Source organism: Streptomyces purpurogeneiscleroticus (genome assembly GCF_020024005.1).
Taxonomy (GTDB): domain Bacteria; phylum Actinomycetota; class Actinomycetes; order Streptomycetales; family Streptomycetaceae; genus Streptomyces; species Streptomyces purpurogeneiscleroticus.
In genome coordinates, this window is record NZ_NHSG01000467.1 from 1 (window position 1) to 10,337 (window position 10,337).

Here is a 10,337-nt window from a genome sequence, read left to right on the forward strand (position 1 = left end):
CCGGGGGCGGCAGTGGCGGTGATCCGGTCGGTGGCATGGCCCCAAGGCTGCCAAACAGCGCTCTTAGAACCTTCTTAGGGCGCGCGACGAGCGTGGCGGCCATGCGCACACCACTCTCCGTCGTCATCGGTGCCGGGGGCACCGGCGGCCACATCTATCCGGGGCTCGCCCTCGCCGACGCGCTGCGCCGCGCCGACCCCGACGCGGTGATCTCCTTCGTCGGCACCGAACGCGGGCTGGAGACGCGGCTGATCCCGAAGGCCGGGTACCGCCTGCACACCGTCGACATGATCCCCTTCGATCCGGCGCTGGGCGCCCGGCGCTATCTGCTGCCCGCCGCGCTGCTGAAGTCCGGCGTGCAGTGCCGGGCGATCCTGCGCGCGCAAGGTGCGCAGGTCGCGGTCGGCATGGGCGGCTACCCCAGCGCGCCGGTGATCGTGGGCGCCCGGCTGGCGGGACTGCCGAGCCTGATCCACGAGTCCAACGCGGTACCGGGCCGGGCCAACACCTTCGCCGCGCGGCTCACCCCGCACATCGCGCTCGCCTTCGACCGCAGCCGGGCGCACCTGCCGGGCGGCGAGCGGGCCGAGACGGTCGGCATGCCGCTGTCCGGGCCGCTCGCCGGACTGGACCGGGCGGCGCTGCGCGGCCCGGCCCGCCGGGCGCTGGGCGTCCCGGACGGCGCCCGGCTGCTGCTGGTCAACGGCGGCAGCCTGGGCGCGGCCCGGCTCACCGAGGCCGCCATCGGGCTCGCCGCCCGGCACCGCGACCGCTCGGACCTGCGGATGCTCATCAAGACCGGCCCGGACGCGCTGGCCGCGGCGCGCGAGCGGCTGGTCGCCGGGGGCGGCGCGGCGGTCGCGGAGGCGGTCCCGTACCTGGACCGGATGGACCTCGCCTACGCCGCCGCCGACCTGGTGGTGTGCCGGGCCGGCTCGGCGACCGTCGCGGAGCTGGCCACGACCGGGATGCCTGCGGTCCTCGTCCCGTATCCGCACGCGCCCGGCGACCACCAGACGCACAACGCGCGGGTGCTGTCCGACGCCGGCGCGGCGCTGCTGCTGCCGGACGACGGGACCACCGCCGAGCGGCTCGACGCCGTCGTCGGCCCGCTCCTGGACGACCCGGCCCGGCTGGCGGCGATGGGCGCCGCGGCCGACCCGGGCACCCACGCCCGCGCCGCCGACCTGCTGGCGGCCAAGGTCCTCCGGCTGGCCGGCCGTGCCACCCCCACACCGCACCCGCTCTCTCCGAAGGAGTACGCATGACCACGCAGCACAACCCCTGGCAGGGCCGCCGGGTCCTCGTCACCGGCGCCGAGGGGTTCATCGGCTCCACCCTCGTCGACCTGCTCGTCGCGCGCGGCGCGCAGGTCCGGGCCCTGGTCCACTACAAGCCGTACGCCGAGAAGGGCCATCTGGCTCGCTACCTCCGCCCGGACAGCCCGGTCGAGATGCTGGCGGGTGACATCCGCGACGCGGGCCGGGTGCGGGACGCGGTGGCCGGCTGCGACACGGTCTTCCACCTCGCCGCGCTGATCGGCATCCCGTACAGCTACGACTCGCCCGGCGCGTACGTGCAGACCAATGTGGTCGGTACGGAGAACGTGTGCGAGGCCGCCCGGCTGCACGGCGTGCGGCGGCTCGTCCACACCTCCACCAGCGAGGTGTACGGAACCGCGCGCACCGCCCCCATCGCCGAGAACCACCCGCTCCAGCCGCAGTCCCCGTACTCCGCCTCGAAAATCGGCGCCGACATGATGGCGCTGTCGCACTGGCACGCCTTCGGACTGCCGGTCACGGTGGTCCGCCCGTTCAATACGTACGGGCCCCGGCAGTCGGCCCGCGCCGTGATCCCCACGATCCTCGCCCAACTGCACTCCGGCGCCCGGGAGATCCGGCTCGGCTCCCTCACGCCGACCCGCGACTTCACCTATGTCACGGACACCGCCGAGGGGTTCCTCGTGCTCGCGGAGTGCGACCGGGCGGTGGGGGAGGCCGTCAACCTCGGTACGGGGCGGGAGATCTCCATCGGGCAGCTCGCGGAGGAGCTGATCGCGGCCTCCGGCCGGTCGGCGAAGGTGGTCGTGGACCCGGCGCGGCTGCGGCCCTCGGGCAGCGAGGTGGAGCGGCTGCTGTCGGACAATGCGCGGGCCCGGGAGCTGTCCGGCTGGGAGCCGAAGGTTTCCCTGGAGGTGGGGCTGCGGCGGACCTCGGACTGGGTCGGCGGGCACCTTCATCTGTTCGCGGGCGACCGCTACCAGGTCTGAGCCCCCGGGGGCCGGTGAGGCCCGCGCTCAGTCCCTGCTCTCCAGCCCGCGCAGCCCCGCGAGCAGGAGGGTGGTGAAGCGGGCCGCCCAGGCCGCGTCGACCGGTTCGCCGCTGACCAGGGCGCGGTGCACCACCGCGCCCGCGATCACATCGAAGATCAGGTCCACGCTGCGGGCCGCCGCCGCGGCGGCCTCGGGCCCGCCGCCGTCCGGCGGCAGTTCGCCGCGTTGCTGGGCGCGCTGCCGGCCCTGCACCACCAGCCGCTTCTGCCGCTCCACGACGGCCTCGCGGATCCGGGCGCGCAGCGCGTCGTCCGTGGTGGACTCGGCGACCACCGCCATCAGCGCGGTCTTGGTCTCCGGGCGGGCGAGCAGCGCGGCGAACTGCAGCACGACGCCCTCGATGTCGTCCTTCAGGGAACCCCGGTCGGGGAGCTCCAGCTCGTCGAAGAGGACCGCGACGGCGTCCAGCACCAGTTCGTTCTTACCGGCCCAGCGGCGGTACAGCGTGGTCTTGGCGACCTTGGCGCGTGCGGCCACGTCGCCCATCGTGAGCTTCCCCCAGCCCAGTTCGACGAGCGCGGCGCGGGTGGCGTCCAGGATCGCGGCGTCGGCCGCGGCGCTGCGCGGGCGTCCCGTGCGGCCGGTGAGGCGGGCGCGCCCCTTGCGGGGGCCGGTGGGAGAGCACTGCATGCGGCCGACCATACCGGCCGGTAGGCGAGGGGCGCGCGTGGCGGGTGAGAGAGATCACGAGCGCGGCGGCCCCGCACGCTTGCGGCGGCGGGGGACCGGAGAGTTACGCTACGACTCGTAGCGAAAGAGCGACGCCACACACACCGGCCGCGGGTGGGGACCCCGGCCACCACAGACCGGTCCCTCCTCGGGGCCAGCACAGACCGGTCCTCCTCGGGACCACCACAGAGCTCCGTCCCGGCCCGCCTCAGGCAATCCGGCGGGATGCGCGGCAGGGTACGGAGCTCACCTTGCGGGGTCCAGGGCCATGGGGGCCCTGGATTTTCCGCACCGCTTTCCGGAACGGCCCGCTCAGGGGGGAGGATGGGACCATGCAGCCACGCAATATGTCCATGAGTGGAGTGGTCGACCTCGCCGCGGTGAAGGCGGCCGGGGAAGCGAAGCAGAAAGCGGAACAGGCGCGCGCCGAAGCGGCGCGTACCGGCCAGGCCCCGGCGGCCGGCGGCCGGCTCGTGGTCGACGTCGACGAGGCGGGGTTCCAGCAGGAGATCCTGCAGCGCTCCACCGAGGTCCCGGTCGTCATCGACTTCTGGGCCGAGTGGTGCGAGCCGTGCAAGCAGCTGGGCCCGCTGCTGGAGCGCCTGGCGGCGGAGTACGCCGGCAAGTTCGTGCTCGCCAAGATCGACGTAGACAGTAATCAGGCCCTTTTCCAGCAGTTCGGTGTGCAGGGCATCCCGGCGGTGTTCGCCGTCGTCGCGGGCCAGCCGATCCCGCTGTTCCAGGGTGCGGCCCCGGAGGCGCAGATCCGGCAGGTGCTGGACCAGCTGGTGCAGGCCGCCGAGCAGCAGTTCGGCATCGTCGGCGCGCCGGTCGACCCGGCGGCGCAGGGCGACGAGGAGCCCGCCGAGGCGCCCGTCCCGGCCGGTCCGTACGACGCGCTGCTGGAGGCCGCGACCCAGGCGCTGGACTCCGGCGACCTCGGCGGCGCCATCCAGGCGTACAAGAACGTGCTCTCCGACGACCCGGCCAACCCCGAGGCGAAGCTGGGCCTCGCGCAGGCCGAGCTGCTGTACCGCGTGCAGGACCTCGACCCGCAGGCGGTGCGCAAGGAGGCGGCCGAGGGCCCGGCCGACGTGCAGGCACAGATCCGTGCGGCCGATCTCGACCTGGTCGGCGGGCACGTGGAGGACGCCTTCGGGCGGCTGGTCGACGTCGTGAAGCGCACGGCGGGCGACGACCGCGAGGCGGCCCGGGTGCGGCTGCTGGAGCTCTTCGAGGTCATCGGCAGCGACGACCCGCGCGTCGTGAGCGCGCGTACCGCTCTGGCCCGCGTCCTGTTCTGACGGCTCGCCAACTTCTCCCTCCTCAAACGGAACGGCGGCCACGTTTTACCAAATCTTGGTAATCGTGGCCGCTGTTACTTGGAGTAAGAGCGCTGGTAGGAGTTCAGGCGTTTTGGGCGTAATTTCCGGATGTTTCTTCCGCGTTAAAGGCGACCCTGCGTACCGGGGCGGCTCCCCTCGGTACAGAGGCGGTCAGCTGACTGTTACTCGTAGGTAACGAGCCCCTTGTGCAGCGGCTCCGAATGGACCACGATCAGCCAAGCTCGGTCCGTTACTCCGCAGTCCGGTACCCAATCGGAAGCCGCGGGGGACGGGTCCCCACCGAGTGGCCGGCGGCAGTGGCGCCGGTCGGGACAGGGGGGTCTTCGCCATTCCGGCGGAGCCTGTCCAGAGAGGTTGCGCGAGAGCGTGGCCAGTGGTTGTCGCTCGGGGGTGATCGCCGGTGATTCGGAAGGTACGAACTCCGAAACGGGCGCTCTCCTTCCCGAGGACGTAGCACTTCTCCCATCCCAGGTGCGGCCGTCTCCATGACCCGAGCGGCCGGTGCCGGAGATGTACGTCCGAGAAGGAGGAAAGTCATGGAGTCCCTGGCTCGTGGCGGGACCAGATGGAAGCGGTTCGCCGTCGTCATGGTGCCGAGCGTCGCTGCGACGGCCGCGATCGGCGTGGCCCTCTCGCAGGGTGCGCTGGCCGCGTCGTTCAGCGTGTCCGGCCAGCAGTTCAAGGTGGCCACCGACCGCCTGGACGGCACCGGCTTCGTCCAGTACGGAGCCGTTGACGCCCAGAAGGGCGGCAAGCAGATCCCGGTGGCGGTCTCGGCGTTCTCCAGCGCCAAGATCAAGAACCTGTGCCAGTCGGTCGTCGTGCCCGTCCCGGTCTTCGGTGACGTGTCGATGAAGCTCCAGGCGGGTGGCGGTGACACGCCGGTCGAGGCGAAGAACCTCTACATCGACCTGGACCAGCTGGAAGCGGACGCGACCTTCAACAACATCAACATCGGTGTTGCGGCGGGTTCGACGTCCAAGGGCCCCGGCATCAAGAAGGGCGACAAGACCGACCCCGGTTCGTTCGCCCAGGAGGCCGACACGGCCGTCCTGACCGGAGTCAAGCAGACGGCGTGGGCGACCACCGCCGGCACGTTCAAGCTCAGCGGCCTGAAGATGAAGGTCTCCGCGGGCAAGAACGAGTGCTACTGACGCACTGAGCGTGCGGGCACGGGGGACCGAACGCCAGGCCCTTTGGGGCCGCTCCCTGTGCCCGTGCGCCGGGCGCCGACAAGCACCGAGCACTATCAGCTCACGTACCACCGAATTGCCAGTCCCGAGGAGCTGTACGAGATGAGCGCCGACACGCGACCACGGCTGAGCGAGACAATCGGCCGGCAGCGCCGTTCGTTCCGGGTTTGGCGGGGACAACGCCCGTACTGGGCCGGGTTGCTGACCCTGCTCGCCGGCTTCCCGATCATGTACATCCCTTACGCGAACCTCACGATCGGTTCCCTGACCGTCCGCATGGCGACGACGGCGGGCGCCGGCTCGCTGATCATCGGCGTGCTGCTGGTCGTGCTCGGTCTGACCATGTGGTTCCAGCCCGCTTCGCGGGTCTTCGCCGGTGTCGCGGCGATCCTGCTGTCACTGGTGTCCCTGGTCGTCTCCAACTTCGGCGCCTTCCTGATCGGGTTCCTGCTGGGACTGATCGGCGGTGCGCTGGCGGTCTCCTGGGCCCCCGGCAAGCCGGCGCCGGCCACGTCCTCCACCGAGGACACCGACGGCGGGCCCGGGCGTGCGGGCGACGGCCCCGACGGCGGGTTCGACCCGTTCGGCGACGGTCGGCCCGCGGCGGCCGGAGCGGGCGGTTCGCGCGGCGTACTGGACGACCTGTCAGGTAAGAGCCCGACCAACGGGACGAACGGGAGGCACCGTGCCGGGTGATGAGCTGCACGACGAGGGCGCAGCCGCCGGGGCGAGATCCGGGCGGCACGCGGCGCCGAGGAAGCCGCTGCTGACGCGGTTGCACGTGCCCGCCGGCAAGGCGATTGCCATTGCCGCCATGCCCTCCGCCGTGCTCATGGGCATGGGGCTCACGCCCCAGCTGGCCATGGCCAAGCCCAAGCCCCCGGAGAGCCCCTTCCGGGACGGTCCGTGCGTGACCGCTCCGGACAAGGTGGAGGACAAGGACGCCAAGGACAAGGCCGAGGACAAGGACAAGAAGGACGACGCGAAGGACGGCAAGGAGACCGAGCCGTCCGCGAAGCCCTCCGCCTCGCCCTCCGGCACGGACGGGGACAAGACGTCCGAGCCGTCCGACGAGCCGTCGGACTCCGCGACGCCCTCGCCGTCCGCCTCCCCCGAGGAGGAGGAGAAGGACGGCGGCCTGCTGGGCGGCGTCGGTGACGCGCTCGGCGGCCTGCTCGGCGGCGGCGACTCGTCCGAGGAGGAGTCCACCGCCTCGCCGAGCCCGTCCCCGTCGGAGTCCGAGTCCGCGACCGAGTCCGCGTCCAAGGACGACACCGCGGGCACGGACGACTCCGCCACCGGCAAGGTCACCAAGCCGGTGGAGGACACCGTCGACGGCGTCAAGGACGGCGTCGGCAAGGCGGGCGAGTCGCTCTCGGGCGGCTCGAAGGCCGTCAACGACACCGTCCACGGTGCCGTCGGCACGGTCGACAACGCCCTGCCCGGCGGCGGCCTGGACGGCACGGACGCCAACGGCAAGAAGGGTTACCCCTGCGTCGTTGAGAACAAGCAGAAGGGCAAGGACGAGCAGACCCCCGTCACCCTGCCCGACGACCCCTGGCACCTGGAGTCCTCCGCGCTCACCCTGCGCGGCCTGAACTACGAGGGCGTCGTCAACGTCACCACCCAGAACGGCAGCACCAAGCAGGCCCTGAAGTTCACCGCCGACAGCGTGGACATCGGCGACCTGCACCAGATCGTCGACGACCCGACGTCCGGGAAGAAGTACCACGTCCAGGCGCGCAAGGGCTCCACGTCCACGATCCGCGGCGGCAAGGTGACGATGTACACCGAGAAGCTGCAGGGCAACCTCTTCGGCCTGATCCCGGTCACCTTCGACCCGGAGCACCCGCCGCCCCTCAACACCCCGTTCGCCTACTTCACCAAGGTGAAGATCGACCAGGCGGGCCAGTTCGGCGGCAACCTGCACGTACCGGGCCTGCAGCAGTACATGACCTGAGGTACCGCCGACGGTCCGCCCGGTCCACCGGAACCCTTCCGGGAGCCGCACCACGAAGGCCCCGCTCCTCCTCGGAGGAGCGGGGCCTTCGCTTGTGTTGCACCGGAGCGTCAGCCGCCCAGGTGGTGCACCCGGACCATGTTGGTGGTGCCGGGGACGCCGGGGGGCGAACCGGCGGTGATGATCATCGTGTCGCCCTTGTTGTAGCGCTTGAGCTTGAGCAGCTCGGCGTCGACCAGGTCGACCATCGCGTCGGTGTTGTCCACGTGCGGCACGACGAAGGTCTCCACGCCCCAGCTCAGCGAGAGCTGGTTGCGGGTGGACTCGTCGGTGGTGAAGGCCAGGATCGGCTGGGCCGCGCGATAGCGGGACAGCCGGCGGGCGGTGTCACCGGACTTGGTGAAGGCCACCAGCGCCTTGCCGTTCAGGAAGTCGGCCATCTCGGCGGCCGCGCGGGCCACGGCACCGCCCTGCGTACGCGGCTTCTTGCCCGGGACCAGCGGCTGCAGGCCCTTGGACAGCAGCTCCTCCTCGGCCGCCTCGACGATCTTCGACATCGTCTTGACGGTCTGGATCGGGTACTGGCCGACCGAGGACTCCGCGGAGAGCATGACCGCGTCCGCGCCGTCCAGGATCGCGTTGGCGACGTCGGACGCCTCGGCGCGGGTCGGGCGGGAGTTGGTGATCATCGACTCCATCATCTGGGTCGCCACGATCACCGGCTTGGCGTTCCGCCGGCACATCTCCACCAGGCGCTTCTGCACCATCGGGACCTTCTCCAGCGGGTACTCCACCGCCAGGTCACCACGGGCCACCATGACGCCGTCGAAGGACGCGACGACCTCTTCCATGTTGGCGACGGCCTGCGGCTTCTCGACCTTGGCGATGACCGGCACCCGGCGGCCGACCTCGTCCATGACGCGGTGCACGTCCTGGACGTCCTTGGCGTCCCGCACGAAGGACAGCGCGACCAGGTCGCAGCCCATGTTCAGGGCGAACTTCAGGTCCTCGATGTCCTTCTCGGACAGCGCCGGCACGTTCACCGCGGCGCCGGGCAGGTTGATGCCCTTGTGGTCGGAGATGACGCCGCCCTCGATGACGATGCAGCGCACACGCGGGCCGTCGACCTCGATCACCTGGAGGGCGACGTTGCCGTCGTTGATCAGTACCGGGTCGCCCTTGGAGACGTCGCCGGGCAGACCCTTGTAGGTGGTGCCGCAGATGGTCTTGTCACCGGGCACGTCCTCGGTGGTGATGACGAACTCGTCACCGCGCACCAGCTCCACCGGACCGTCGGCGAAGGTCTCCAGGCGGATCTTGGGGCCCTGGAGGTCGGCGAGCACGCCGACGGCGCGGCCGGTCTCCTCGGCGGCCTTGCGGAGCCGGTGGTACCGCTCCTCGTGCTCCTCGTGGGTGCCATGGCTCATGTTGAAACGGGCCACGTTCATACCGGCCTCGATCAGCGTCTTGAGCTGATCGAAGGAGTCAACGGCGGGGCCCAGGGTGCAGACGATTTTCGAACGGCGCATGGGCTGAATCCTATCGGTTTGTTTCAGAGCGGAATATTCCACCTGGCGGAAGCGCCGAAAACTAGGCGCTGACCAGTGCGTATGTCTGGTTGGCGATCTCCAGCTCCTCGTCGGTCGGCACCACGGCGACCGCCACGCGGGCGTATTCGGGGGAAATGATCCGGGCCTCGTCGGACCGCTCGGCGTTCAGCCGCGCGTCCACCGCGAGCCCCATCTCCTCCAGACCCCGCACCGCGGCCTCCCGCACCGGCGCCGCGTTCTCGCCGACGCCCGCGGTGAACGCCACCGCGTCGACCCGGCCCAGCACCGCGGTGTAGGCACCGATGTACTTGCGCAGCCGGTGTATGTAGATGTCGAACGCGAGCGCCGCCCGCTTGTCGCCCTCGTCGATCCGCCGCCGGATCTCCCGCATGTCGTTGTCGCCGCACAGCCCGATCAGGCCGCTCTTCTTGTTGAGCAGGGCGTCGATCTCGTCGCTGGACATCCCCGCGTTGCGCTCCAGATGGAAGATCACCGCCGGGTCGATGTCGCCCGAGCGGGTGCCCATGACCAGGCCCTCCAGCGGGGTCAGCCCCATCGAGGTGTCCACGCAGCGGCCGCCCGCCACCGCCGAGGCCGAGGCGCCGTTGCCCAGGTGCAGCACGATGACGTTGACGTCCTCCGGCTGCTTGCCGAGCAGCTTGGCGGTCTCGCGGGAGACGTACGCGTGCGAGGTGCCGTGGAAGCCGTACCGGCGTACGCGGTGCGCGTCCGCGGTCTCCACGTCGATCGCGTACCGGGCCGCGTACTCCGGCATCGTCGAGTGGAAGGCGGTGTCGAAGACCGCGACCTGCGGCAGGTCCGGGCGGAGCCGCTGGGCGGTCCGAATGCCCGTGATGTTCGCGGGGTTGTGCAGCGGCGCCACCGGCACCAGCCGCTCGATCTCCTTCAGCACCGCGTCGTCGATGACGGTCGGCTCGGTCAGCTTCAGCCCGCCGTGCACCACCCGGTGGCCGATCGCGGCCAGCTCGGGGGAGTCCAGCCCCAGCCCGTCCGCCGACAGCTCGTCCGCGACCGCCTTCAGCGCCGCGTCGTGGTCGGCCATCCGCTCCTCGCGCTCGCGCTTCTCACCGCCGGTGGCCAGCGGCGTGTGCACCAGCCGCGAGGCCGGCTCGCCGATCCGCTCGACCAGCCCCACCGCCAGCCGGGTGCCCCCGTTCATGTCCAGCAGCTGGTACTTCAGCGAGGAGGATCCGGAGTTCAGGACGAGGACTCGGGTGGCGTCGGCAGTCATGGAAAAGCTTTCGGTTCGGTAGCGGGGGTGGGTAC

Annotated in this window: 9 protein-coding genes; 6 read left to right on the forward strand and 3 right to left on the reverse strand. The window is 71.2% G+C overall.

Going from position 1 to position 10,337, the window contains the following annotated elements:
* Positions 1 to 101: 101 nt before the first annotated feature.
* Positions 102 to 1,268, forward strand: coding sequence for a UDP-N-acetylglucosamine--N-acetylmuramyl-(pentapeptide) pyrophosphoryl-undecaprenol N-acetylglucosamine transferase (locus CCS38_RS34005; RefSeq protein ID WP_223737365.1), 1,167 nt, complete (start codon positions 102 to 104; stop codon positions 1,266 to 1,268).
* Positions 1,265 to 2,269, forward strand: coding sequence for a GDP-mannose 4,6-dehydratase (locus CCS38_RS34010; RefSeq protein WP_223737366.1), 1,005 nt, complete (start codon positions 1,265 to 1,267; stop codon positions 2,267 to 2,269). Before CCS38_RS34005 ends, CCS38_RS34010 begins: the two co-directional genes overlap by 4 nt.
* 27 nt (positions 2,270 to 2,296) lie before the next feature.
* Here CCS38_RS34010 and CCS38_RS34015 read toward each other — a convergent pair whose 3' ends face one another.
* The gene (locus CCS38_RS34015; protein WP_223737367.1) at positions 2,297 to 2,962 is read right to left on the reverse strand and encodes a TetR/AcrR family transcriptional regulator; all 666 of its coding nucleotides are present in this window, start codon (positions 2,960 to 2,962) and stop codon (positions 2,297 to 2,299) included.
* Between the two features lie 371 nt (positions 2,963 to 3,333).
* Between CCS38_RS34015 and CCS38_RS34020 the strand changes: the two genes are divergently transcribed.
* From CCS38_RS34020 to CCS38_RS34035, 4 genes are all read left to right on the forward strand, one after another.
* Entirely contained in the window at positions 3,334 to 4,305 is a 972-nt protein-coding gene (locus tag CCS38_RS34020) for a tetratricopeptide repeat protein (RefSeq protein WP_223737368.1), read from the forward strand.
* Between the two features lie 578 nt (positions 4,306 to 4,883).
* Positions 4,884 to 5,501 carry a DUF6230 family protein gene (locus tag CCS38_RS34025; RefSeq protein WP_223737370.1) on the forward strand — a complete coding sequence of 206 codons (618 nt, stop codon included), beginning with the start codon at positions 4,884 to 4,886 and terminating at the stop codon, positions 5,499 to 5,501.
* Positions 5,502 to 5,642: 141 nt separating this feature from the next.
* Positions 5,643 to 6,236 carry a DUF6114 domain-containing protein gene (locus CCS38_RS34030; RefSeq protein ID WP_223737371.1) on the forward strand — a complete coding sequence of 198 codons (594 nt, stop codon included), beginning with the start codon at positions 5,643 to 5,645 and terminating at the stop codon, positions 6,234 to 6,236.
* A complete protein-coding gene (locus CCS38_RS34035) occupies positions 6,226 to 7,500 on the forward strand; it encodes a hypothetical protein (RefSeq protein WP_223737372.1) in 1,275 nt (424 codons plus the stop codon). Before CCS38_RS34030 ends, CCS38_RS34035 begins: the two co-directional genes overlap by 11 nt.
* Positions 7,501 to 7,610: 110 nt before the next feature.
* Here the strand turns inward: CCS38_RS34035 and pyk are convergent, their stop codons facing one another.
* The gene (gene pyk, locus CCS38_RS34040; RefSeq protein WP_223737373.1) at positions 7,611 to 9,029 is read right to left on the reverse strand and encodes a pyruvate kinase; all 1,419 of its coding nucleotides are present in this window, start codon (positions 9,027 to 9,029) and stop codon (positions 7,611 to 7,613) included.
* Positions 9,030 to 9,090: 61 nt separating this feature from the next.
* Positions 9,091 to 10,302 (reverse strand): acetate kinase, encoded by a 1,212-nt coding sequence (locus CCS38_RS34045; protein ID WP_223737374.1) that lies wholly within the window; start codon positions 10,300 to 10,302, stop codon positions 9,091 to 9,093.
* Positions 10,303 to 10,337: the final 35 nt, after the last annotated feature.

Bases quoted from the DNA above. Each gene is read 5' to 3' on its own strand.
- CCS38_RS34025 (WP_223737370.1), top strand. From the start codon at position 4,884: ATGGAGTCCCTGGCTCGTGGCGGGACCAGATGGAAGCGGTTCGCCGTC.
- pyk (WP_223737373.1), bottom strand. From the start codon at position 9,029: ATGCGCCGTTCGAAAATCGTCTGCACCCTGGGCCCCGCCGTTGACTCC.
- CCS38_RS34045 (WP_223737374.1), bottom strand. From the start codon at position 10,302: ATGACTGCCGACGCCACCCGAGTCCTCGTCCTGAACTCCGGATCCTCC.
- CCS38_RS34020 (WP_223737368.1), top strand. From the start codon at position 3,334: ATGCAGCCACGCAATATGTCCATGAGTGGAGTGGTCGACCTCGCCGCG.
- CCS38_RS34010 (WP_223737366.1), top strand. From the start codon at position 1,265: ATGACCACGCAGCACAACCCCTGGCAGGGCCGCCGGGTCCTCGTCACC.
- CCS38_RS34030 (WP_223737371.1), top strand. From the start codon at position 5,643: ATGAGCGCCGACACGCGACCACGGCTGAGCGAGACAATCGGCCGGCAG.
- CCS38_RS34015 (WP_223737367.1), bottom strand. From the start codon at position 2,962: ATGCAGTGCTCTCCCACCGGCCCCCGCAAGGGGCGCGCCCGCCTCACC.
- CCS38_RS34005 (WP_223737365.1), top strand. From the start codon at position 102: ATGCGCACACCACTCTCCGTCGTCATCGGTGCCGGGGGCACCGGCGGC.